The organism is Pseudoalteromonas sp. UG3-2 (genome assembly GCF_037120705.1).
Taxonomy (GTDB): Bacteria; Pseudomonadota; Gammaproteobacteria; order Enterobacterales; family Alteromonadaceae; genus Pseudoalteromonas.
On record NZ_JAWLJU010000002.1, the window covers coordinates 1,866,284 to 1,892,413 of the forward strand.

General features: G+C 45.3%; 17 protein-coding genes. 7 read left to right on the plus strand and 10 right to left on the minus strand.

The window, feature by feature from the left end:
• Positions 1-104 precede the first annotated feature (104 nt).
• From R3P39_RS11515 to prlC, 3 genes are all read right to left on the minus strand, one after another.
• On the minus strand, positions 105-860 hold the full coding sequence (locus tag R3P39_RS11515; protein ID WP_336567615.1) for a class I SAM-dependent methyltransferase: 756 nt from the start codon (positions 858-860) through the stop codon (positions 105-107).
• 96 nt (positions 861-956) lie between these two features.
• A complete protein-coding gene (locus R3P39_RS11520; RefSeq protein WP_336567616.1) occupies positions 957-2,108 on the minus strand; it encodes a response regulator transcription factor in 1,152 nt (383 codons plus the stop codon).
• Between the two features lie 116 nt (positions 2,109-2,224).
• Positions 2,225-4,264: an oligopeptidase A gene (gene prlC, locus R3P39_RS11525; RefSeq protein ID WP_336567617.1), complete on the minus strand. Its 2,040-nt coding sequence runs from the start codon at positions 4,262-4,264 to the stop codon at positions 2,225-2,227.
• A 191-nt stretch (positions 4,265-4,455) separates the two neighbouring features.
• On the opposite strand from prlC, the gene gorA reads away from it, so the two are divergent.
• The 5 genes from gorA (at position 4,456) to R3P39_RS11550 (ending at position 9,603) form a co-directional block, all read left to right on the plus strand.
• Entirely contained in the window at positions 4,456-5,814 is a 1,359-nt protein-coding gene (gene gorA / locus R3P39_RS11530) for a glutathione-disulfide reductase (protein WP_336567619.1), read from the plus strand.
• Between the two features lie 347 nt (positions 5,815-6,161).
• The gene (locus R3P39_RS11535; protein WP_336567620.1) at positions 6,162-6,839 is read left to right on the plus strand and encodes a phosphoribosylanthranilate isomerase; all 678 of its coding nucleotides are present in this window, start codon (positions 6,162-6,164) and stop codon (positions 6,837-6,839) included.
• A 52-nt stretch (positions 6,840-6,891) separates the two neighbouring features.
• Complete coding sequence (upp, locus tag R3P39_RS11540; RefSeq protein WP_336567621.1) at positions 6,892-7,590, plus strand: uracil phosphoribosyltransferase; 699 nt, start codon at positions 6,892-6,894, stop codon at positions 7,588-7,590.
• The gene (locus tag R3P39_RS11545; RefSeq protein ID WP_336567622.1) at positions 7,587-8,495 is read left to right on the plus strand and encodes an EamA family transporter; all 909 of its coding nucleotides are present in this window, start codon (positions 7,587-7,589) and stop codon (positions 8,493-8,495) included. Before upp ends, R3P39_RS11545 begins: the two co-directional genes overlap by 4 nt.
• A gap of 19 nt (positions 8,496-8,514) precedes the next feature.
• Positions 8,515-9,603 carry an alkene reductase gene (locus R3P39_RS11550; protein WP_336567623.1) on the plus strand — a complete coding sequence of 363 codons (1,089 nt, stop codon included), beginning with the start codon at positions 8,515-8,517 and terminating at the stop codon, positions 9,601-9,603.
• Between the two features lie 768 nt (positions 9,604-10,371).
• Here the strand turns inward: R3P39_RS11550 and R3P39_RS11555 are convergent.
• The 4 genes from R3P39_RS11555 to R3P39_RS11570 all read right to left on the minus strand — a co-directional run bounded on the left by R3P39_RS11555 (position 10,372) and on the right by R3P39_RS11570 (position 19,690).
• On the minus strand, positions 10,372-13,452 hold the full coding sequence (locus tag R3P39_RS11555) for an efflux RND transporter permease subunit (RefSeq protein WP_336567624.1): 3,081 nt from the start codon (positions 13,450-13,452) through the stop codon (positions 10,372-10,374).
• Positions 13,449-14,564, minus strand: a complete 1,116-nt coding sequence (locus tag R3P39_RS11560; protein ID WP_336567625.1) for an efflux RND transporter periplasmic adaptor subunit — start codon at positions 14,562-14,564, stop codon at positions 13,449-13,451. The genes R3P39_RS11555 and R3P39_RS11560 overlap by 4 nt, the downstream gene beginning before the upstream one ends.
• A 112-nt stretch (positions 14,565-14,676) precedes the next feature.
• Entirely contained in the window at positions 14,677-15,648 is a 972-nt protein-coding gene (locus R3P39_RS11565; protein WP_336567627.1) for a pseudouridine-5'-phosphate glycosidase, read from the minus strand.
• Between the two features lie 166 nt (positions 15,649-15,814).
• The gene (locus tag R3P39_RS11570; RefSeq protein WP_336567628.1) at positions 15,815-19,690 is read right to left on the minus strand and encodes an amino acid adenylation domain-containing protein; all 3,876 of its coding nucleotides are present in this window, start codon (positions 19,688-19,690) and stop codon (positions 15,815-15,817) included.
• A 259-nt stretch (positions 19,691-19,949) separates the two neighbouring features.
• Here R3P39_RS11570 and R3P39_RS11575 point away from each other — a divergent pair, with 259 nt between their 5' ends.
• Positions 19,950-20,444: a MarR family winged helix-turn-helix transcriptional regulator gene (locus R3P39_RS11575; protein WP_336567630.1), complete on the plus strand. Its 495-nt coding sequence runs from the start codon at positions 19,950-19,952 to the stop codon at positions 20,442-20,444.
• A 78-nt stretch (positions 20,445-20,522) separates the two neighbouring features.
• Here R3P39_RS11575 and R3P39_RS11580 read toward each other — a convergent pair whose 3' ends face one another.
• Together R3P39_RS11580 and R3P39_RS11585 are read right to left on the minus strand one after the other, a co-directional pair.
• Positions 20,523-21,326, minus strand: a complete 804-nt coding sequence (locus R3P39_RS11580) for an arylamine N-acetyltransferase family protein (protein WP_336567631.1) — start codon at positions 21,324-21,326, stop codon at positions 20,523-20,525.
• 534 nt (positions 21,327-21,860) lie between these two features.
• Positions 21,861-23,687, minus strand: a complete 1,827-nt coding sequence (locus tag R3P39_RS11585; RefSeq protein ID WP_336567633.1) for an alpha/beta hydrolase — start codon at positions 23,685-23,687, stop codon at positions 21,861-21,863.
• A gap of 132 nt (positions 23,688-23,819) precedes the next feature.
• Here R3P39_RS11585 and R3P39_RS11590 point away from each other — a divergent pair, with 132 nt between their 5' ends.
• A complete protein-coding gene (locus R3P39_RS11590; protein WP_336567634.1) occupies positions 23,820-25,799 on the plus strand; it encodes a winged helix-turn-helix domain-containing protein in 1,980 nt (659 codons plus the stop codon).
• 164 nt (positions 25,800-25,963) lie between these two features.
• Here R3P39_RS11590 and rpmG read toward each other — a convergent pair whose 3' ends face one another.
• On the minus strand, positions 25,964-26,119 hold the full coding sequence (gene rpmG, locus R3P39_RS11595; protein ID WP_099643121.1) for a 50S ribosomal protein L33: 156 nt from the start codon (positions 26,117-26,119) through the stop codon (positions 25,964-25,966).
• Between the last annotated feature and the right edge of the window lie 11 nt (positions 26,120-26,130).

Consider the following 26,130-nt stretch of genomic DNA (forward strand, 5'->3'; position numbering starts at 1 on the left):
ATCTGATTAAAGTGACTCTCTAATTCGGGAACTGTGATAAAAATACGACTTTATGATGACAGCCATCTAGACGCTTAAACTAAAAATAAAGGCCGCCACCCTACTTATTTCATCGCGGCATTAACGTAAACATCGAAGCGGTTTTTCTTGGTTTTTATCTGCATACTGGGGGTTTTATCATTGAGAAAACCAGCATAGTCAGGGCGTTTTACCACTACGCGCTTGCTGGCCAGTTTAAGGGCATTGGGCAAGAGACTATCGGCATCGGGGTCATCGCCAACTAGGTGTTGAAAAACTCGCATTTCCTTTTTAACTTGCGCCGATTTTTCACGGTGAGGAAACATAGGATCAAGATAAACCACATCCGGCTGCCATTGTGCTTGGGTGAGAAGATCATGGCTTGAGCCATACTCTAAACGCATACAATCTTTTACCCACTCGCCAATTTCGGCGTCTTGATAGGCGCGCTCTAAGCCATCGTAGAGTAACGCTGCAACAATCGGGTTGCGCTCTTGTAATACCACTTTACAGCCCATGGAGGCCAACACAAAGGCATCGCGACCCAGTCCAGCTGTGGCATCTAATACCGTAGGTATTGCCCCTTTATTCAACCCCACAGCCTTAGCAATCGCTTGACCTTTGCCGCCACCAAACTTACGCCGATGCGCAACTGCACCTGTGACAAAGTCAACTCGGATCGCGCCTAGTTTCGGCTCGTCTTGTTTCAGTAACTGCAGACCGAGTTCGTCATAAACTAAACGAAACGGTGAGTCGTCAGTGTGTAATTCAGACAACTTAAATCGTTGTGTGATGTTATCGAGATAGGGGCGATTTTCTGTAAAAGGCGTGTGGATAAACAAGCGCGACTCCCAAACATAGTTACCGCAGGCAGTATACACAGTTCATTAGATGCTGTCTGCGCCTACCGTATCGATGTTGACGCGCAATGGCATGATTTAAAATAGCTCAATATCATTTTGGCTGGGCACGTCACTTTCCTGCCAAGGTTTTGCTATTTTGTTTAGGCTCTCAATTAATTGTTGTCGCACTTCGGTGACCTCACCTAAGCGTAACTTAATAATGGCCAACTCATCGCTGAGGTAGGTAAAGTGTTCATACAGCTCTTTCAGTTGTTCAGCATCACTGCTTTTTAGCGCATTGAGTTTATCGCTGTTGATAATACTTTGAAACTCTTCAACCTTGTTACTGTAATGATCGCCCACGCCGGTGAGATGATCGCTTAACTCCGCAAACACTTGGCCAATTTGCTCCACTTGTTTAAGTGCTTGTTCACTGACCTCCATGTCTTTTAGCTTAGCGTCTGTGGCCTCTAAAAGGTGCGGAAATAAATCTTTATAACGGCCATAAACCGCCATATCATCCACTGGCATATTTTTAATCAACAGCGATACTTTGGGGTAATTAATGATGGTGCGCGGACCAAAGTCAACAAAGCGACTGTCGCCACGGTTTTTCTCAAATAGTTCTTGCTCTATGGGCTGAATAGCCCCTTCACTGGAAAAGAACACCGCCTCATCGTGATACCAAAACGCCACCGCGACATCGAGATCCATGGGCATAAAAAACTCAAGAAAGTAATTACTTAAAGTATTAAGATCGTGGGCATGATAAGACTGGCCCACATAGCGCATAATGCGCCCCATATCGCCCGAGTCAATCATGGCGATTTCAGCAGTGGTTTGTGCCCGTTGCACGTCTTGTTTTAGTTGTAATGATGTTTTGCGATAGTCATCGAGTACTTTAATCCGCGCCAGTAATTCTTCGGCATCAAACGGTTTAACGATGTAGTCGGCGGCCCCGGCATTATATCCCCGCATCCGCTCCGATATATCGGCACGGCAAGATAAGAACATCACCGGAATTTCGCTGATATTGGCATGTTGCTTCAACTGTTTACACACTTCAAAACCGGAGATCCCAGGCATTTCCACGTCCAGCAGAATAATGTCTGGATGGTACTTTTGCGCTAACCGCAGCCCTTCATCACCATTTTTAGCATGCAGCAATTTGCAACTACCCGACAGTGCTTCATCAATGATGTGATGCACAAGTTTGTCATCGTCAATGGCGAGAACCAGTTTAGTCATGTGAATTTCCCCAATAATTCATATCTTTATAGGATAGACAGAGAAACCAATTTTGCTAGCCAAAAGCAGAAGTTGAGCAAAAAAAAGCGCTCTAAATAGAGCGCTTCTTGTAGCAGTTATGCGGCGATGCCACTGTGGCGTAATAAGGCGTCGACTTTGGGTTCACGACCTCTAAAGCGTGTGAATAAAGTCATGGGTGCCTCCGAGCCGCCTTTTTCTAAAATATGCTGAAGGAAATCGCGGCCGGTTTCGGCGTTAAAGATACCCTCTTCTTCAAAGCGCGAAAAAGCATCCGCAGACAGCACCTCGGCCCATTTGTATGAATAGTAGCCGGCACTGTAACCACCAGCAAATATATGGCTAAAACCATGCTGGAAACGGTTAAACTCTGGTGCTTTCACCACCGCAGTGCGTTCTCGTACCGCATCTAACGTCGCTTGGATCTGACATGGCTGCGTCGGGTTAAAGTCGGCATGAATATGGAAATCAAACAATGAGAACTCAAGCTGTCTTAGCATTTGCATGGCAGACTGGAAGTTTTTCGCTGCCAATAACTTATCAAGCATCTCTTTGGGTAATGGCTCACCCGTTTCATAGTGGCCTGAAATGAAATTCAATGCTTCTTCTTCGTAGCACCAATTTTCTAAAAACTGACTCGGCAGCTCAACGGCATCCCATGCAACGCCGTTGATACCAGCCACAGGAGCTGCATCTACTTGGGTTAGCATATGGTGGATACCATGACCAAACTCATGGAATAAGGTGGTTACTTCGTTATGAGTAAAGAGCGCGGGCTTATCGCCAACGGCCTTATTAAAGTTACAGACCAGATAGGCAACTGGGGTTTGCAACTCGCCACTGGCACGTACTTTACGGCCCATGCAATCATCCATCCAAGCGCCACCGCGTTTGTGTTCACGAGCGTATAGATCGAGATAAAAGTTACCGCGCAGCTCACCATTGCCATCATGAATAGCAAAGAAGCGAACATCAGGATGATAGGTATCAACACCCTCTACTTCGCTTACTGTAATGCCAAATAAGCGGTTAACTGTTTCAAATAAGCCTGACAATACTTTGTGCTCAGGGAAATACGGGCGTAACTCTTCGTCTGAAATGGCATATTTCGCTTGTTTTAGCTTTTCTCCATAATAGGCATAATCCCATGGCTTAAGGCTTTCAACACCGTGCTCTTGCTTAGCAAAGGCGCGTAGCTCGGCTACTTCTTGCTCTGCTTGAGGCTTTGACTTTGCAGCTAAATCGTTCAAGAACTCAAATACTTGAGCTGGGCTTTCTGCCATCTTGGTTGCTAGTGATTTCTCAGCATAGTTGCTAAAGCCTAACAGTTGCGCCAGCTCATGGCGTAACGTTAGCTCTTCGTGCATGATCTCTGAGTTATCAAACTCGCCAGCATTAGGGCCTTGATCGGAAGCGCGTGTCACAAAGGCGCGATAGGCTTCTTCACGTAATGCTTGATTGTCGGCATAGGTCATTAATGGCAAATAAGACGGGATATCTAATGTAAAGACCCAACCGTCTACACCTTTGGCTTCTGCTGTGTGTGCTGCCAGTGCCAGCGCCGACTCAGGCAAACCGGCCAACTCCGATTCATCAGTAATGTGTTTGTGCCACGCTTGCGTTGCATCCATGACATTATTACCAAATTTCGACGCCAGCTCTGATAACCGCGCACTGATCTCACCGAAGCGTTTTTGTTGCTCAGGTGCCAATGCAATACCAGACAATTGAAAATCTCTTAAGGCGTTATCAATCGAGGTTTGCTGCGCCAAGGTTAACAGAGCAAATTCATCCGACTCTTTAATGGCTTTATAGGCCTCATAAAGCCCCTGATGCTGACCGACAAAGGTGGAGTATTCAGAAATAAGTGGTAAGCACTCATCATAAGCTTTACGCAATGCCTCTGTGTTTACCACCGAGTGCATATGAGACACAGGCGACCACATCCGCGCCAGTTTGTCGTCTGCTTCCTCCAGCGGTAAAACAAAATTATCCCAACTGTAAGTAGGCTGCTTAAGCACTTCATCAATCGTTTCACGACAGTGATCAATGGCGGCTTTTAGGGCGTCAACAATATGTTCTGGCTTAATCTTAGAAAAAGGAGGTAATCCTTCCAGCGCGATTAATGGGTTACTCATGGGCACACTCGTTTTCTTTTACTCTACTTAGAAGCTTGAAATAGGGATGACTGACCGCATTTACAAGTATCTGAATGAATTTTTGCGTTATATTGGTCACTATCTAATAGACTAGACGATGAACTTTTGCATCCTCTTTGTAGTAAAGTTAGTGAAGCAAAAGCAAAACAAATAATTGGTGAGGAATTTTTATGGCTCAACATTTCGACTATATTGCCATTGGCGGCGGCAGCGGCGGTATTGCCTCCGCAAACCGAGCGGCAATGCGCGGTGCTAAAGTAGCGCTAGTAGAGGCAAAACACCTAGGTGGTACCTGTGTTAATGTCGGCTGCGTACCAAAAAAAGCAATGTGGCATGGCGCCCAAGTTGCCGAGGCAATTAAACTATATGCCCCGGACTATGGCTTTGACGTTGAGCTAAAAAACTTTGATTGGGGGAAACTAGTAGAAAGCAGAGAAGCCTACATTGGCCGTATTCACAAAGGCTACAATAATTACCTCGCCAGTAACGGCGTAACGGTGATCAATGGTTTTGCTAAATTTGTTGATAACAACACCATTGAAGTGAACGGTGAACACTACACTGCGGACCACATTAATATAACCGTTGGTGGTCGCCCAACCATTCCTAATATTCCTGGTGCCGAGCACGGCATTGACTCTAACGACTTTTTCGAGCTAACCGAACAGCCGCGCCGCGTTGCTGTTGTGGGGGCTGGCTATATTGCCGTAGAGCTTGCCGGGGTATTACATAGCCTAGGCACAGAAACGCACTTGTTTGTACGTAAACACGCGCCACTGCGTAACTTTGATCCAGTGTTAGTGGAAACCCTAACCGAGGTGATGGAAAAAGAAGGCCCAACTTTACATACCCACGCCGTGCCTAAGTCAGTCACCAAAGAAGACGATGGCTCTGTAACTCTACACCTTGAAAACGGTGAATCTTACACCGTAGATAAACTCATTTGGGCCATTGGTCGCGAGCCGGTGACGGATAAAATTAACCTGGAAGCCACCGATGTTGAAACCACTCCAAGTGGCCACATTAAAGTCGACGAATGGCAAAATACCACTGCTAAAGGGATTTATGCCCTCGGTGACATTATGGAAGGTGGCATTGAGCTTACTCCTGTGGCAGTGAAAGCAGGTCGCTTACTGGCAGAGCGTTTATTTAACCCAGAGTTACCAGAAGCGAAGATGGACTACGACCTAGTACCAACCGTGGTATTTAGTCACCCACCGATTGGTACTATTGGCCTGACTGAGCCTGAAGCCGAGGCTAAATACGGTAAAGACAACATTAAAGTCTACAACTCCACCTTTGCGGCGATGTACACAGCGCTAACACAACACCGTCAGCCTTGCCGTATGAAGCTTGTCTGTGCCGGACCCGAAGAAAAAGTTGTCGGTCTCCATGGCATTGGCTTTACGGTCGATGAAATGATCCAAGGATTTGCCGTAGCGATGAAAATGGGCGCCACTAAAGCTGATTTTGACGCCGTTGTGGCGATCCACCCTACCGGTTCTGAAGAATTCGTCACCATGCGATAAGCTATTGATTTATAGTTACTTGTAAATATTTATAAAGCGCGAGCTTGCAAAGGCCTCGCGCTTTTTTCTTGCCCTTTCCTCCTCGTTGCAAGACTTACCCATCACTGCCAATGGCAGCTCTAAGTTATCCCCGGCATGAACTGATTAGGGAAAAATCCCCTAGCGCTTCTTTTCATATAAAAACATAAAAAAAGTCACTTAATAAAACCTTTTGGCTATTTCATTGCTCTGGCACTAGGAAATAAAATTAACTTTATAAAAAGATACTTGACTTAAAGATAAATAATAAATACCTTTATATAAAGATTCTTTACTAAAACTTAATTTCATTAACAGGAGAAAAGCAAATGAATAATATTATCCAAGTCGCAGGCATCATTGACCGTGAAGAAGCAGAACTCATTTTAGATCTCGGTATCGAGTGGTTGGGCTTTCCACTGCGCTTGCCTTCAGGTAAAGACGATATTTCTGAAAACGATGCAACGAGCATTATTAAAAACTTAAGCGAGCCACAAGCTGGTGTGCTGATCAGTTATATGGTTGATGCCGAAGAGGTCAGTGGTTTTTGCTCAGAGCTGGGTGTAAAAGCCGTGCAATTGCACGGTGATATTAGTGTTGAAGAGCTACAAAAGTTACGCCAACTTCGCCCCGATCTTTATATTCTAAAAAGTTTGGTCGTTAAAGAAGACAATGCTGAGGAGCTGCTACAGCTAGTAGATGAAATGGCCGACTACGTTGATATGTTCATCACCGACACATTTGATCCAAAAACAGGAGCAAAAGGAGCAACTGGGCTCACACATAACTGGGACGTAAGTGCTGAACTAGTGCGTCGCTCACCGAAGCCGTTAATGATGGCTGGGGGCTTAAGCCCAGAAAACGTCGCCGATGCCATCCGTAAGGTTAAACCTGCCGCCATTGATGCTCACACAGGGCTAGAGGGTGCCAACGGCAGAAAAGATAAAGACAAGATCGAAAAATTCATCCGCGAAGCACAACAGGCTTTCGCTGAAATTAACCGTTAATCCAGTCTACAATCCGGTGCCCACCGCGGGCACCTGCCTAAGGAGAGCACTTATGTCTGCAATACCATTGAATCTAGCTTCTAATTCGGAATTTGATACTCGAAACGTTTTCGAGTTGGAGCAAACGGATCGACTGAAGTATTTACACACCAAAATCCGTGATAAGACGGCGTCAAAGCGCCAATTTACCTTCTATGCTGACCAAGTTATCCGTTTACTGTTAGAGCAAAGCTTACAGCGCTTAACCTTTAACAATAAGCAGGTCACCACTCCAGTTGGTGCCATTTATCAAGGCAAACAGTTTGCAAAGCCAATTTGTGGGGTATCGGTAGTCCGTGCAGGAGAAAGTATGGAGAACGAGCTGCGCCGGATAGACCTGAATATTCCAATCGGAAAAATTCTTATCCAACGTGATCCTGAAAGCAAATTACCTAAATTGTATTATGCAAAATTGCCAGAGCATATTGAGCAATACCATATCTTAGTATTTGAACCTATGCTAGCTACCGGAGGGTCAGCAATTTGTGCCCTAGAAGTATTATGCAATAGTGGTGTCAAGCCTGAGAACATTACCTTTGTCAACTTGCTTTGCTCCCCTGAAGGGCTCGCTAATGTCACCAAACGCTTTCCCGATGTGGTGATCCAAACCTCTTCTATAGAACAATGTTTAAACGAACATGCTTTTATGATCCCTGGGATTGGTGACTTTGGTGATCGCTACTTCGGTACAACCGATTTGGGGGCGGTATGAGTAATAAACAACTTATCTTTTGGCTGCTCATTGCAATGATAGCCCCCACCATATGGGGCAGCACTTATATTGTTACTACCGAGCTTTTACCTGCTGATAAGCCCTTAGTCGCTTCAGTATTACGAGCTCTGCCTGCTGGCATTTTATTGACGCTACTGGGTCACACCTTACCGCGGGGAATATGGTGGCTGAGAGTCACAGTATTAGGAATGCTTAACATCGGCGGCTTCTTTTACTGCTTATTTGTTGCCGCGTATTTATTACCCGGAGGGGTGGCTGCTTTAGTGATGTCTTGCCAGCCTATCATCGTTATGCTGCTGGGCGCTTTACTATTAAATGACAAACTGCAAGTTCGCCACTTTGTTGCTTGCTTAGTGGGTGCCATCGGTATTGCGCTGTTAGTTCTTGAGCCAAACATGGTATTACCTACAGCAGGGATTGTTGCAGGCTTAGCTGGTGCAGTATCCATGGCCACTGGCATTGTGTTAACCAAAAAGTGGGGCAAACCCACTGAAGTCTCGCTGTATACCTTTACCGGCTGGCAGCTGGTGGTTGGGGGTCTTGCTTTAGTACCTATTGCACTCATACAAGAAGGCTTCCCGACCACCCTTACCAGCAATAATATTATTGGTTATACCTATTTGAGCTTGGTTGGCGCTTTACTTGCTTATGTGCTGTGGTTTAAAGCAATAGAGAAATTACCCGTGGTAACCGTTTCTTTTATTTCTTTTGCCAGCCCATTGGCCGCCACCTTGCTGGGTTTCTTTATTCTCGGTGAAGTCCTCACGGCCAGTCAAATCGCAGGGGCACTGGTGATCGTGTTAGCCATTGCTATTTCACAGCAACAGTTATTCAAAAAATCCCCAACGGTTATTGCCCCGACTAAAACTCCACAAAAAGTTTAAGATACAAAAGGATATCGTGATGAAAACATTATTTGACGCAACTCAATATGGCAGTATCAAGGTAAACAATCGTTTTGTCATGGCACCCATGAGCCGTAATCGTGCCACAGAGTCAGGTCTGGCCACCGAGATGATGGCAACCTATTATGGTCAACGAGCCTCGGCTGGATTAATTATTTCAGAAGGGATCCAGCCCTCACAGGTAGGGCAAGGTTACATGAACTCGCCTGGCTTACACACTCGTCAACAAGCAAACAGCTGGCAGCCGGTCACCGATGCGGTACATCAACAAGGTGGCAAGATTGTTGCGCAGATTATGCATTGCGGCCGTATTGGTCACCCAAGCCTATACCCAAGTGCGCATCAATCGGTTGCACCATCAGCTATTACAGCTCAAGGACAAACGTACACTCCTGATGGCCTGCAAGATTTTGCGCCGCCAAAAGCACTCACTTATGATGAGATACAAGACACCATCGCCGACTTTGTGCGCTCCGCGCAACTTGCTATTGCGGCAGGGTTTGATGGTATTGAGATCCACGCTGGAAACGGCTTCTTGTTGCATCAATTTTTAGCCAACAACACCAACCAACGTGACGATGAATATGGCGGTAGCATCGCTAACCGCATTCGCTTCACCGTTGAAGTGGTCAACGCCGTTGCCCAGGCCATTGGTGCAGACAAAGTTGGTGTTCGTATTTCGCCGCACAACCAATTCAATGATATTGCCGAAACCGATACTCTTGAGTTGTACCCTGAATTAATCAAGGCGCTCCCTACTGATTTGGCCTACTTACATATCATGGAAGCGGCCACTCGTAGCACCAGCGCGTTGATCCGTTCATTATGGTCAGGCGCACTGATTATCAATCCGCACAATAGCTGGGAAGATGGCCCTGTTACCCCTGACATTGCCACCGATGTACTGCAGCAAGATTTAGGCGATGGTATCGGCTTTGGTGCTTTGTTTGTGGCCAACCCAGACTTAGTTGAGCGCGCCCACATCGGCGCAAGCTTTAACCCGGTGGATGAAAGTACTTTTTATGGTGGTGGAGCTAAAGGTTACATAGACTACCCCACTCTGGCACAAGCCAAAATGTCCGCTTAACAAAGCGCTACTGTTGACAAGGGTGCTTAGTCACCCTTTTTTAATGTGCCAAAACCACCATAGCGTTATTGGCTCATTAACAACCACCAGCTCCTCTCTCCCTTACTGCTCCTGAAACCAAACCAGCTCAAGTTAGCGCACTAATTTGAACTCCATACCTTACCTGCAGCTCAGTATACGCAACGCTGCCATAGCCTAACCGCGGTCGCTATAGGTTAAAATAGCAATCTTCTTGAAGCGATTTTCAACTCCTTAACCCCTTTTACTACGCCGGGCCATTATGTTGCTGCGCAATCATGGCGATAAATCAAGCGCGAAGCCCCACTGTTATTATAACTCTGGTGTGTTTGCAAGCAGTCTACTTGCTGGCTACACAGTAGCAAGCACCTAACGCTTGCCATTAACGTGCGACTCACTTAATCCCCTTTGCGTGTTTTATCGATACGGCTACAAACACTTCCGCTAACCATTACACTATTAACTGCAACTGTTACTTAATGAAGAAAGCTTGAGCCTAGCACGTGTGTTTTTGCTTAGTAGACACAGGCTTATTGAGCGCGACTTAACTGGCAGTATAGGCTTGCTGTCACCTCTGCCGAACAGACATAACCGTTCTGTGATTTGTAGGCTACGTGCGGGGTATGGTTAGGTAAGTTTTAGCAGCTAATTTACTAGAGAGTTGCGCTGAGGCAATGACCGCTATGAAACGAAAAAAGAGCCTATGAGGCTCTTTGGTCAAGGAGACAGATTACTAACATGTTTAACGAGTTATGCTAACTCCGGGAGTAAGACACGATTGTCTTTTGAGTTCACAACCTTAGAGCGTTTTGTCGCTAGCTTTGCGTAAAAGGCTGGCAGCACAAATAAGGTAAACAATGTACCTACCATCATCCCAGCGACGAGAATAATACCAATACTGTTTCGCGCCTCCGCGCCTGCGCCACTCACCAACATTAAAGGAAAGTGACCAAGAACCGTTGCTGCAGTGGTCATCAACACTGGACGCAAACGAGTCGCGGCAGCAGAAATAGCAGCCTCCGTACGGCTCATCCCCTGCAACTGGAGATGATTGGCAAATTCCACGATTAAGATGCCATTTTTAGCAATGAGTCCAATTAGCGTAATAAGGCCAACTTGTGAGTAAATATTCATGGTGGTGAACTCAAAATAGGATAACGCCAGCGCTCCCATCATCGCCAGTGGCACACTGCCAATTAAGACAACAAGCGGGTCACGAAAGCTGTTAAATTGCACACTCAGCAACAAATAGACAATCAGCATCGAAAGCGCCATCACCCCAAGTAAGCTGTTGCCTTGTTTGCGGATCTCCCTTGACTCTCCCGCGTAGTCAATCATGTAAGCGGGCGGTAGCACCTCTTGAGCGGCACGCTCCAACGCGGCTAACGCAGACTCTTTGGTCGCCCCAGGGGCTATACCACCAAAAATACGAAACGCATTTTGTTGTCCAAAACTACTCAATTGCCGCGGCACCGTGGTCCAATTTATTTCGGCAATGGCAGATAAGGGCACCATGGCACCGTTTTGGGCTTTAATCTGTAAACTGAGAAGTTTCGATGGATCGGCTTTGACATAGCCATCCACCACGGGGATCACTTGATAGGCTTTCCCACGCGCATCAAAACGATTGACGTAATTGTTCGACAACAGAATGCCCAGTTGACGGCTAACATGAGCAAGATCCATCCCCAGATCGGCTATCGTCTCACGCTTGAGCATGATTTCTATCTGCGGCAAATCGATTTTCAGATCCGTATCTGCGTATAAGAACTGACCACTGGCAAAAGCTTTGCCTATGAGTTTATCTGCATAAGGCTTCATCTCTTGGTAGCTGTCGGCCGACTTCACCACCATCTCGACATCGAACTGTCCAGCAGTGGGTAACGGCGGAGGTAAGATTGGCAAAGGATTAATACCTGGAATTTGTGCTAATCGACCATAGACCTCTGGGATCAACGACATGGTGGTATAGTCACGTTGCGAAGCACTGGTAAACTCAACCCCACCGAACGCACTGTTAGTAAAAATGTTTTGCCACATTTGCGTCGCCCCTGGGATCTCCAGCAAGTTGTCAACCACAGCACGCATGTTGTCTTCGTTGTAGTTAAGTGACGATTCTGGTGGCGACTGTACCAAAACAAAAATTTGGCTTTGATCCTCTACCGGAGCTAACTCTTTTTTAGAGCCCATAAAAAATGGTACAACCAATAAACTTAACAGCAACGCCGCCAACAAGGTTTGATCGCGCCAGAGCATTGTTTTGCTTAGCACACCTTTATAGCGCTCACGGATCCAATCAAAACCACTATTCACTTGCTTAGTCAACTTGGTCTCTTTACCGCCTTCAGGGGTGACGTAAGCACTCATGATGGGAGATAAGGTGACCGCAACGAAACCAGAAATGCATACAGCGATGGCGAGTGTAAAAGCAAACTCTTTAAATAACACTCCCGTTAGTCCAGAAAGGAAGCCTATTGGGGTGTACACCATGGCCAAGGTTAAGGTCATAGAAATAATAGGCACAAATAGCTGCCGAGAACTTTCTAATGCAGCTTGCAGCTTTGATTTTCCTTCACGGATGTAGCGAGACACATTTTCCACCACCACAATGGCATCGTCTACCACCAAGCCTACCGATAACACAATCGCCAACACCGTCAATAAGTTCAAAGAGAACCCCACTAAGTGCATGGCTGCCACAGCTCCTAAAATTGAGATGGGAATAGTGATCAAGGGGACCGCAGCACTTCTAAACGATCCCATCATAAATAACACCACCGCACCTACCAGCACAATGGTCTCGATTAAGGTGATAAAAATTTCATTTAAGGCATCACGCATATAAAGCGTGCCATCATAGGCATAGTTAATACTCAGCCCCTCAGGCATAGTTTGGTTTATTTCTGCAGTGAGATCATATAGGGCATCTCCTATAGCGATCTCATTCGCTCCCGGCAGTGGCCATACCGAAATATAAACCGTATCCTGCTGATCTAAACGGGCACTCACTGTAGGTTGTTCAGAGCCCAGGCGAACACTAGCAACATCGCGTAAATAGATAGTTTCGTTGTCAGCTTGTCGAATTACTAAACGTTTAAACTCACTTAAATCTTTTAGTTGCGTATTGGTGACCAGATCGATCCGTTGCTTCGATGTTTCAGTAAAGCCTAACGTTGCAATGGTATTGTTGTTTGCCAGCGCGTGATAGACCTCATCAGCGCTCAGGTCAAAGGCATCCAGCTTTGCTGAGTTCAGATCGACGCGCAGTGCAGGCGTTCGACTTCCTTCAATCGCCACTCGCTGGACACCCTCAATACCATTTATCACTGGTGTAACCTGACGTGATAGGTAGTCAGTCAGTTGATTTAACGCCACACCATCATTTTCAATATTCAAATAAAATAAGGCATGCGGTCTGTCGGTACGCTCAACAGACACCACGGGATCTTCCGCCGCCTGGGGTAACATATAACTGACTTGCCCTAGCCGAGCGTTGAGTTCCGCTAATGCCTTAGCACTGTCTTCATTGAGTTTTAAGTAAGCCGTGACTTTACTGCTACCTGACGTGGTTGCCGACTCAACGTAATCAACCCCAGGTACCGTGGCGCTAATACGCTCAATAGGATCGGTGATAAAGCCTTTAACCGTACTAGCCGATGCCCCAACATAGTTGGTGGAGACAACCAGTGAAGAACTCGCAATTTTAGGAAACTGTAGCACGGTTATTTGCCATGCTGACCATAGCCCTGCAATGCAGATAATGGCAGATAACACGATTGCTAATACGGGCTTAGTCACAAATTTATCCATAATGTGGTGTTGGCTGTTCATAATGACACCCCGCGCTGCTGAGTTTCTTCCATGACCACCGACTCTTGTTGCGGTTGCGCAATAAAGGTTTTCAAGCCATTTCTTAATTTAAACGCACCGGAGCTGGCAATCATGGGGTTACCCTGCAAACCCTTGACGATCATCACTCGGTCTGCGATGCGTTCACCAAGCTCCACCTGTTGACGTTGCGCCCGTAAAACGCCTTGTTCATCTTCTTGCAACAGGTAGACATAGTTACCCAATTGATCTTTTATAATCGCCATTGCAGGCACCGATATTACCTGCTGCACATCGCCTATTGGCAAACGGACTTTGACCAACTGATTGGCATACAGCTCCTCATTTCGTGCAATCCGTGCGCGGTACTTTAGCTGGCGAGTATTAGCAGAAACTTCAGGTTCTACTGAGTTTATGTAGGCTAATTGTTCGCTATTGTCATTGCCTATCAAAGACACTCGAACTGGGGTGTTAATAGCAAGTTCTTCATACGTTTGTGGCACCGAAAAGTCCACCCACATGTGTTGTTGTAATCCGACCATTTGTGTAAGCTCGGTATTCGCAGCCAAATACTGCCCCACCTGCAAATCATGGATCCCGACATAGGCCGTAAATGGGGCTGTGATCACTTTTTTGTCAATTTTTGCCTGCAATAAGTCAACATCGGCTCGATACTGAGATAGCAAAGTGACGGCCTCTTCAAGTTGCTGCTCACTAAGCTTGCCAAGCTTATTTAATCGCTTAAACCTAGCCACAGTATTGTGCTGTTGCTTAACCCGTGCTTTTGCCGATTTAAGCTGGGCTAGCTCCTCGGTATGATTGATCTCTACTAGCACAGAACCCGCTTCAACCAAGTCACCTGAAGCAAAATGCACTTTAGTGATCTTTCCGGGTACTTCATTGACTAAAGCAATCGTCTGCGGTGCTTTGAGCACACCACTGATTTCAATATAAGGTTGATGGGCCTCGGTCTTAACCCGCATCGCCTCAACGGTAGCCGCTTGCTCCGATGACGACTGTGCCCGCGCTGCAATGATGTTGCCTTTTAGGGCATAACTCCCAGCAGCCAAGGTGGTGACTATCACCACCGTTACAATCCAAGGTAATAATTTCATGTTCTGCTCCTTCATCTTGTGACGATGCAGTGGCGCTTCACTGCATCGATAAAACATAAAGATACTCTATATAAAGTATCTTTATGTAAAGATATATTATAAAAAAATTTTGTCAAACAACGAATTGTTTTTCTTTTCCAGCTGGCTGCTCTAGGCTGCGCACTTTAGTAGCATAAGCAACGGCTAAGTATCCCGCGACCCGAGCAGTGTTAACTAACACCGCAGCATTGGCTGCAGCACTGCGGCCTTTGGTCACTTTATCAATGGCTTTCATAATATATTTAGTCACCGCATTTCCTGCGACTCCTTGAGCTTGAGCTGCCAAAATGGCGCCATTAATCGCTTCATTCACTTCCTCACTTGCTATCGCATCTTCTTCACGCGTAGGTGTGGTGATCACCAGGCTACGGCTATTATCCAGCTGCCACTGAGTGGCTATAATATCGGCCATGACACTGGCATCATCGACTCGTTGCGGGGCCTTGAACCCACTTGAGCGACAATAAAAAGCAGGAAAGTCATCATACTGATAAGAGATCACAGGCACATTATGGGTTTCGAGATACTCTAGGGTCAGACCAAGATCTAATATATTTTTTGCCCCAGCACACACCACTGCGACTTTTGAATGCGTGAACTGGATTAAGTCAGAGGAAATATCCATACTTTGTTGTGCTCCTCGGTGAACGCCACCAATTCCAGCGGAGGAGAAAAAGTCTATCCCAGCCATCTCTGCAGCGACTAAAGAGGATGCCACGGTTGTTGCCCCTAGCTGCTTTTGTGCTAATACCACAGGCAAGTCTCTGGTGCTGACCTTGGGAATATTTTCAGTGGTTGCAAACATTTCAATTTCTTGCTGATCCATGCCAATTAAGAATTTGCCATCTGCAATCCCGATTGTCGCAGGAATAGCACCAGACTCGCGAACCGCCGCTTCCACTCGCAGTGCTGTATCGCGGTTTTCGGGATAGTCTAAACCATGGGTTATTACGTTAGATTCTAAGGCCACAACGGCCTTCCCTTTTTTTAATGCCTCACTGACTTCGGGTTTTATAAGCAGCGGTATGGTTGAACTTGTCATCATTATTATCCTTCATAAGTTGGTAAATAGAGTTAAACATGTACATGAGTTGGTGCTAATGCTTAGCTGCCTGCTGTGAACCTAATCAATCACCACCACAGCACTGGAAACATCACTTAGTCACTCTCTGTATTTAACATCCGGAATTATTGTGTTTATAGCTCCATGATTAAGCGGTTAGGATGTTTTCGAAATGCGCTTGCTCTTGTTGCTGTGCCACAATACCGGCATAAAGCTCTTCGACCCCAGGGTGTTTTAACAACGCATAGTGATCGGCTTGCAGATGTACGGTTTGGGTATCACGCTCACTGTAGCCTGGGATGCTTTCTAGGAATGAATAGTCGTCGCCTTGGGCTTTAAATATCACCTTAGGAGCCTTGACTTGGCGCTCCAATAACTCGTTAAAGGTGTATTTGAATTCGTATGTCTGCATCACAATCTCGACAATACGAGTGACCATTTCTTTATTTAACGCGCGGTGGTTAGTACAGACAAAATCAATAAAACTCGCCTTGTCCTTGGCTACCGCTAAGCATTTATCAAGTACTGGGCCTCGGATCCGCTGAAAGAACACCGAAAATAAAATAGTGACAAATGCCGGTGAGCTAAAACATGGCACGCGTGCACGGTTATTAAATTGCGGCAACTCCGGAGAGCCCGGTGCAATCAGATATACACTCTCCACAGTATCGCCTGCGGACTCTAACTGGTGGGCCACTTCAAACGCCACTCGAGCACCAAAGGAGTACCCCCACAGCGTGTATGGACCTTCGGGTTGCACTTCTTTGAGTAGCTTAATGTCTGCTCGAGCCATTTCACTAATGGTTTGATAAGGGACTTCATTGGCATTAATTCCATGAGCTTGAACACCAATAAATTGGCCCTGCTCCGCTGACTTTTCAGCTAAAGACTTGAGACTCATAGGGTATCCGCCTAATCCAGGCCAACAGAATATTTTAGCTGACTCAGCACTGTCATTCAGTGTAATTAAACGTGTTCCGGAATCGCGATCACATTGTTGAATATGCGCCGCAAGGTCTTCCACCGTTGGGGCTTGAAATAAGGTTTGCATGGGTAGCGCAAGGTTCAAGGCTTTATTGATATGGTTGAGCATAGTCACCGCGGTCAGTGAGTTGCCTCCGCCTTCAAAAAAGTTATCTTTCACGGACACCTTGTCCCACTTAAGCGCCAGCTTCCAGATTTCGGCCAGTTGTTCCTCAAGGGCGGTTCGCGGCTCAATATAGGGCACATTGCTGCCTAACTGAGCGAGTTTGTCGGATGCTTTTAAGGCAATATAATCGACTTTACCATTTGCCGTTTGAGGAAAAGCATCAAAGGCAACGATCTGATTTGGCACCATGTATGTGGGTAGCCGGCTTTGTAAGTCATCTTTGAGAATTTCAACCGGTCCACGCATATGGATCGAATCTTCTTTCATTCCCTCACTTTGCATTTGCTCGTCGGAAACCTTACCACCAACACAAAAGTAAAATGGCTTCATGACACTTCCTTGCTCAGCCAAAATACCGCGCATACGCTCCGCCGAAGGTAAATCATTACCACTTTTTGAGCTATAGCCTGAGGACATCAGCCCAATATTCAGTGAGTTCATTTGTAGCTGTTGCAAGCGGCGACCCAGGTCAACATAATGGCGCCAGCTCTGATCACTGTGGTTTAGTAACGAGATACCGAAACTCGCACGCTCGTATACCTGCTGATTAATAGCAATCACGCTTTTCTTATCGATTACCTGCTCAGAAAAAGGCTGCAATTGACCTTCGCGAAAACTGTACTGCCCTCGTGATAGCCCAGCAATCTTATGTACCTGAACTATGGTTTCGACACTGGTAAGTGGCACAGCATTATGGCCACTGGTGACTTCAAAAGAACCAAGGTATTGATCATCGTCATTCAAGGTGAGAGATTGTTGTAGTTCAGCTTGATATTGCCCTGCACCGAGCGCTAATCCGAATTGAGGTAATACGTGGTCAAATAGCCCCAGCATATGCCCCATTTCCATTTCTAACACTTCCAGAATGTTATTTTTATACACCGGCTCAATGGCTTGTTGCTTGCCAACAAAATGCACCTGAAAAGTCGCCGTGGCTCGCTCAGCTAATGGCTGAACTAGGTACAGAGCGTGGTGCTCTGGATGGTAGTAATAAATCCCCGCTTCAAGATCGAATAACTGATGAATTTCTACGAATAACTGTGTCGCATATAAAGCGCCAGGTGAAGCATAACCATATTTCGGCAGCAGTCTTTGCTCACTTTTGAACTGACCGAAGTAACGCAGCAATTGACCAAACTGACCATAAGTAAAGTTTTCTAGCTGTTGCGCTGAACTGCCTGTTTTAGTTGCCGTTAACAAGGCCACAATATCTTGCTCTGTGAGTTCTCCGCCTTCAAAAAAGCGGTAGGTTTTGCGCGCAAAAACCGTACGTTGCTGCCCCAAACTAGGCTTTTTATTTGGTAAATCGACAACCGGGCTAGACTGCAGCGCCTGTGGTGCGCGAAAACCGGCATTGGATAATTGTGCTTTGACTTGGAGTTTATTCTTCTTTGATTGATGGTGTTCGCCGTGGTTACCTTGATCCATCACCGCGGCTTCTCGTTTATTGAGTTCAATACAGGCAATGAGATTTTCAAAGCCAGTGCGTTGATCATTTTTTATCACTACAGCGGCATTTTTAACCCAATCATGCTTTTCTATAGCAAGCTTAATTTCATCCAGCTCAACCCGGTAACCTCGCAGCTTAACCTGGTTATCAGCACGACCAAGAAAGTGTATGTTGCCATCAATATCCGATTTCACTAGATCACCGCTACGGTACAGTACGCTATGTTCGGGGTCATCTGAAAATGGGTTGCTAATAAAGCGCTCTTTAGTGGTTTGTTCGCGATTATAGTAGCCACGTGCAACTTGCAACCCACTGATAAATAACTCTCCAGATTGCCCTTGCGCAACCGGCTTTAGTTGTTCATCTAAAACGTAATAACGGGTATTTTCAACCGGCTTACCAATGGTGATTGCTTCGCTATCTTGTGCCAACATTGCACTCGTCACATCCACCGCGGAGGAGTTAATCGTACACTCAGTGGGACCATATAGGTTAGTCAGCTGCTTATCAGGTAACTCTGTGAAAAACTGCTTTGCAAGTTGTTTAGTGAGCGTTTCCCCACCACTAAAGACTCGCTTTAATGTACTACAAAGCTGAATACCTGGAGCATCGAGTAATGCTTGCAATAAGGTAGGAACACACTGTAAGACACTTACTTCATATTCAATCATAGTGTCTATCAGCGCCAGTGGGTCACGATACATGCCGACATCACACGTTACTACACAAGCGCCCATGGCATTGGCGAGGATCTCCCATTGTGCCGCATCAAAACTAAATGGTGTTTTTTGCACAATGCGTGTATTGCAATCAAACTCATACTTTCGACCCAACCAGAGCAGCTGATTTACCACACTGCGATGTTCAATCATCACCCCTTTCGGTGCCCCGGTACTGCCAGAGGTGTAAATCATGTAAGCAAGATTCTTTGCACTTGCTTGCGCTTGATAAGGTTCACGCAATACCAGATCAGAAAAACTCATCACTGTAACGTCTGCATCAACCATCTTGAGCAACTTAGCTTTAAGGTGTTCTTGGGTTAGGATAAAGCGTGTATTTGAGTCCTTAATCATATACTGAATGCGCTTTTCTGGATATTCAGGAGACAGGGGCAAATAACCACAACCACCGTATAAAGCCCCCCACACACCCGTGATTAATTCTGAAGATGGGTCGACAAATAAACCGATATATTCATCCGGCTTAGCCCCCGCCCGCTTTAAAGCTGACGCAATTTGTTGAGCTTGTTGTTCTAGCTGCTTAAACGTCATACTGCCATGCATACCAACAATGGCTTGAGCGTTGGGCTGAGCTGATACCTGATACTGTAATAGGTCAATGAGGGTGTTGACCTCAGTTCCCTTGCTCCCTGGTTTTTCCACAATTGACTGCTCTAGGGCATTCACTGGGTTCCGTAAATTCATCTTCCTGCTCCTGTAATATATTGTTATTAAATCAAAATTCCTAATTCATTGTGCTCACTTGTTGAAATACTCGAATACCAATAACTAGCTAGTTATGAGACTAGTAGGTAAATTCAATGCAACAAGTTTTACAAAAAGATAACCTAAACAATCTCAATGTCAACCATCTTTATGTGAAGATAGTTGACCCAATGATTCTTGCTTTAGAGTTTTTTTTCGAGTATCTTAGGTTGAACGAATCAATAAAGAAGTAGTTGTTATGCAGAAAAATGATTTGGTAGATACCGTAATAGCGCAGTGGCACCAGGAAAGGCCGGATCTTGATCCATCACCCATGGCTGTAATGGGACGGTTAGTGCGTACTGATGCCCTATTTAGTAAAGAACTTCATAAAGTTTTTACCCAGTTCGGACTCAATGGTGGTGAATTTGACGTGTTAGCAACCCTGCGTCGCTCGGGTAAACCGTATACGCTAACCCCCAATCAGTTATTACAAAGCTTAATGCTCACCTCTGGTTCTATGACCAACCGGATTGATAAACTGGAAAACAAAGGCCTAGTAAAACGTAGCCCAGATCCTAACGATCGCCGTGGTGTAATGGTTTCGTTATCAGCTGAAGGGTTAGAGCTCATTGATGAAGTCGTGGCGGCTCACGTACAAAAGGGTCATGAATTACTTTCGCCATTCAGCGACGAAGAAAAAGACCAACTTGCGCAGTTACTAAAAAAGTTACTAGTCAGTCTAAACCACTAAGCTGAATGCAGGGCGCGACGGTTTAAGCCTTTAAACTCACGCCCTAGATAACCCTCTGTGTAATAACGATTAGCTCTGCTAGCATGCATTTGCCCGAGCTCGAGAGAATAGATGCTCTGCTTGCGCCGTTGATAGGTTAATTAAAAAGATATTACGGATCAGCTGCAATAACTGCTGCGGCGAAGTAATTATGGTTTGTGAGCGTAACTGACTGCGCTCATCCAACTCACTAAACTGCAAATTTCGGATAGTATAACGTTTACCATTAGCCACACGTGACAAAATCAGATTCTTGACGAAGTTAGACTCTGGATGCTGGTGACTATAAAAATGCGCAATATCGCAATCCATTTCGTTCACTTGGCTCAACTCTGCACTATATAAACTGACGCTTTCGGGATGCAATACATCAACCCTGAGAGAATGATTATCACGTGTTATTTTATAACGGTAGTGTCCAGCTTCGACTATCCCTGACTTTGATACTGGCAATGGCCGTTGTGGCGACTTCGAACCAAACCCAACATCACACAAATAACTCTCGCCTGCTAAATGGACCAAGGTTAGTCGGTGGGTTCTACCGTTATCTTCACGGCCATTCAGCAGTACCCTTGCTAATAACGGCGTAACTTCATAGCCAAGCTGATGTAACGCTAAATAAGCCAGTTTATTAAGTTCAAAGCAGTAGCCACCTTGCTGTTTTAGCACCACGCGTTGCAACAGTGCGGCTTCATCTAAAGGCAGAATTTCCGCTTTCAACGCATTTATACTGGAAAAACTATACAGTGCCAGGTGCTTTTCCTGAAATTCATGTAACTGCTCAGCTGAAGGGGCGGTGTAGGTTAATTGTAACGACTCGATATAATTTTGCAGTGTCATCATAATATTCCTTTTGTTGATCCTGACTTCAGGTTATTACCTCAACATAGGTTGAGGTAAAGAAAATACTTGATATATTTTCTTTGGATTGCATTGCAGACGACTGAAACTGACCGCAATCAGCTTCACTGCACCTTGTATATCAGAGTCCAAATTTTAGTCGTAGCATTGATACCATTCGGCTTAAGACTTGAGTAATTTGAAGGACTATATCTGATGCTCACTACGTTAGACCTGGCTTATTCAGAGTGACTAAGCAGCACAGTTTTCACCTGGTTAGCACCAAACTTTTCTTACCCAAAGCTAGACCACTTAATTAACGCCAAAGTAGTAAAAGGTTATGCAGCTTTATCTTGTCTTATGCAATTTGGTCATCACCATACAGTAACCGAAAAGTGTTGGCAAAATCCCGCTTAGCTTTATAACCGTTGGACATAAAAAGGCTTTATAGCAACTGGTATAGTAACAGAAAAAGCCAGCACATTTGGCTGGCTTGGATGAACGATGATGGCATATCACCTAGTAGGAATAGTTTGACTATTGTGATAGTTCAAGCAGTGCCTGCTCGATCACCTCTGGATGAGTAAATGGAATGAGGTGCTCGGTAGAACTCAGTGGTATATACTGACCACCACTTGCAGTCGCCACCTCCTGTGACCATTTTCGGCCTTCGCTTTGCCACTTTAGTAACTTGGCTTTAAGCGCTTCATCTTCCGCCTGAGCAATGTTTTCACTTTCAAAGTCACTGTCGATAATACTGATTGGGATACTGCCATCAGGTTGCCAATCCTTGACTAGCTCTAAGTCATCATGATAGTTCATCACTTCATGAACTCGAGTGAGCTGAGCAGCAATACTGTGTCGCGTTTGCATGATCAGATTAAAGTAGTCCCAGTCCATGTATTGTGCATAATCATTATTGGCCATTAGCGCCTCAACATGGGCTTTTTCCGCAGTGATCTTGCCATCCATTTTCTCTTGCCAATTGCCTGCAGCAACATGGTCAATTAAGGTTTGACCATAGTCACGGTATAAATCCACCGGGAAGCCCTGATAAAGTGCAACAGAGTGAGGCATTAAAATATCTGGGTCGAGCCATAGCATACTGGCAACTTGTTGCTTAAATTCACCTGATTGCTGCATGGCAATCAATGGCACCGAGTTACTATTGGCAAAACTCAGAAGGTGCACGTCATTGAGTGCTAATTTATTAAATAGTACTGGCAAGTCTGCGGCAAATTGCGCCATCGAGGGAGCCTCTACAGTACTGCTTAGCCCTTGACCTAACCGATCTATTACCACCACATTAAATTTTGTTTCCAAGTAGGGCTGCAACAAAGCAAACCAAGCACTGTCACTATGAAAGTGCATATTAGCGCCTGAGAGCATGACCACTGTAGGTTTCTCAGGTTGCGCTAAGGTATGTCTCACATGGTAATAATTCCCACTTACCTGATACAGGTCAGACCCTGTCGGCAAGGGGTGGCGACTGCTCGATTTGAAAAACGTCATAATTGACTTTGTGGTCTCAACTGGAGATAAGTTCCAGTTATGAGATGCTTGCGCCACACTAATCAGTTCCGTTTTCACGCTTTTATCAGGGTAATACCTTAGTGTTACACCTTGGCCGATAACTTCATCAATGTATTTGGTTTGCTGGGTATTCAACTTAGCCACAATATCAATTGCTTGGGTTGATGAAAACAAACCAAAATTGACGCCACTTTGACCATGATACGGTAACACATTATCTTTCTTACCATGCATTATCCGATAATTAGTGGGTGTGGTTAGGTTACACGCCATACCTAGTTGATAAGACATTGGGGCAGCCACCGTCACTATGCCCTGAAAAACGTCTGAGCGGTTACACAGCAAGTTCTGCACAAATAAGCCACCTTGGGAAAAACCAGCTGCATAAATTTCGCCGTCAATAATATCGTATTGACTTTTCAACTGCTGAATTAGGTCATCAACAAATCCAAGATCATCGATGCCAAGGCGATGGGCCTTGTTACAACCACAGCCCTCATTCCATTCTTCATTTTTTGATTTAGGATAGACCACTAAATAGTCATCATCTTGTTTATGAAACTGTGTCATTGCAGCCATGCCATAACCCGTGCCACCAGAACCATGGAAGGCCAGTAATAATTTATACGCTTTATTTTTAGGTATGTCCTGCGGTGGCGTCATATAGTAAATGCGCTCGTTTAAAGAAAATTTTCGCATACCACCAACGAGCTGTTTATCGTCTTTATTGATTTCATTTTGCGAATGAGTGCTTGAGCCACCATTACAAGCAGTTAAAAGCGCAAATGCAGCAGCGCTGATAACAGTGTTTACCCAGTTATTCTTTTTCATCTTTGTGATCCCTATTGACTGGTTTTGGTGTACCCTAAGTATTCAGCAGAAAAACACCACAACTTCCTGAGAAGTTATGGTGAGAAATTCCTTACCAAAAAATATAACCAATAAAATCAAAGAGTAAAAGGAATGCAGTATCAGTTAGGTCCACTCAATTTTGATAGCAAAAACCGTATACTGAGCAATGAACAAGCAGCGCTAAGGCTTGAACCTAAGCCCTTTGCCATTTTAATGACACTGATGTCAGCACAAGGCAACGTAGTATCTCGCGATGAATTAACTACTCAAGTTTGGCAAGGGCGCGTGGTGTCAGAAAGTGCCATTAATAAAGCCATTTCAGCCTTACGCCAACACCTCGCCACACTCGCTCCTAACACCGAGTTCATTGAAACCATACCGACCTTAGGCTACCGCTTAGTGGCGAGCCTTCAGCCTCTGCAGCAAGGTAACAACAAACAAAGTCACTATAAAAAGGCGCTTTACCTAGGTATCGCTGCCACTATGATTATTGCCATAACAGTGGCTCTGTTTGTATTTTCAACCAGCTGGCAACACCAACCCAGCACAGTGATGCAACCACAAAAAGTCATGGGCAAAGCCGGTATTGAGCTGAAACTCAGTGCGGCACCGAACCTACAAACCTTTAGTTACACCCATCCTATTGAGGCCGGGCTGGCGGAACTTTGGTTGGCAACACCCCATGGCGAAAGGCATTTATTCAGTGCCAATATTCGCTCGCAAGCGCTGAGCCGTCATGCCTCTCATATTGCTTATGTTGAACAGAGCTCCGCATGTGAAGTAAAAGTGTATAATATCGCCGATGAGCAACACCGCTCGTTGTTTCCCTGTCGCGAAGTTGAAAAAGTTAGGCTGACTTGGGGCAGTACAGATCAACAACTGCTTTATCGTAAAAGAGAAAGTATCCATAGTGGCTATGGTATCTACCGCTATGATATCAATACCAATAAACACACTCAGTTGACCTTACCACCTACTCGAGGCAACTTGCGCGGCGATCACCTGTTTAGCCTTTCCTATAATAATAAGCTATTAGCCGTAGCAAGGTACCTTGGCGAAAACCAACAACGTATTTCGCTGTTTAGTTATCCCGACATGACGCTGCTTGCATCTAAAGAAGTGCCCCACAATATCACCGCATTTAGCTGGTCTTGGGATACCGAGACACTCTATTTTGCTGCGGCAACGAGCATATACGCACTAAAGCGTAGCAGTAATCAGGTAACACCTATACACACACTAACTGCCGCTATCGAAAGTTTGGCTTTGCTCGATAGCAATAACACCGTGTTATTTAATCAATATCGCTTGAATACCACTGTGCAGTACTACCATGCTAAGCAACAGAAAACAGAGTCGCTGGTTGATAATCAGGCGCTTAACCGTCTCCCTAAGGCCGTTATCTCTAACCAAGCGTGGTATATTTCGGATCATGGCGCCAATTCTGGACTGTGGAGTATAGACACGCGTAACGGCAACCACCGGCAGCTTCCTCTGCCGCACCCTTTTGAGTTTCAACGTTATCAAATCAGCAGCAAAGGCACAGAGGTATTGTACGAGTACCGCGATGGCATATATCGCTTTGATACCTTAACCGCTCATACCGAACAGCTCATTAGTCCTGAGCTCAAGCCTTATGTCGCTAATTATGGTAGTACGGAGAGCGAAATTATCTACAGCAGTGAGCGCTCTGGTAACTGGCAACTGTGGTCATTTAATACTATTTCCAAAGTACACCAACAGCTCACACAATATGGCGGCTATAGTGGTTATCGCCAAGGTGATACGTTATTTTTTACTAAGTTTACCCAACCAGGTATTTGGCAATTGGCAGGAAATAAAGAAAGCTTATTGGTTGCCGATGTGCCTATTCGCAACTGGTTGAACTGGCGTTTGCATAATAACCAGTTGTATTACGAAAGAGATAATCGTATTTGGCGTTATAACCTAGAAACAGATCAGGAAACACTTCACTTCATGCCTCCAACTGGCTTCAGCCACCAGTTTGATGTCTTGGCTAACGGTGATGTGGTATTTACTCAACTAAAGCAACACAGCGGTGAGATCTGGCGACTTAAGGTGCCGCTGTAGTAGCTGAGGTTATCCGTATGCATAAGTGCTGTTGTTTGCAAAGTGGCAGCTATAGTGAATAAAAACTCTATTCACCGAAAATAACCTAAAGTGATTGGATACGCTCGACCAAAAAACAAAAAACCCAGCCTAAGCTGGGTTTTTAGTATTCTGTAAAAGCAAAATTACTTGATTTTTGCTTCTTTGAAGATCACGTGTTTACGAGCCTTAGGGTCGTACTTTTTGATCTCCATTTTTTCAGGCATGTTACGCTTGTTCTTGTCGGTAGTGTAGAAATAACCAGTACCAGCAGTAGAAACTAAACGGATCTTATCACGCATGATTTAAGCTC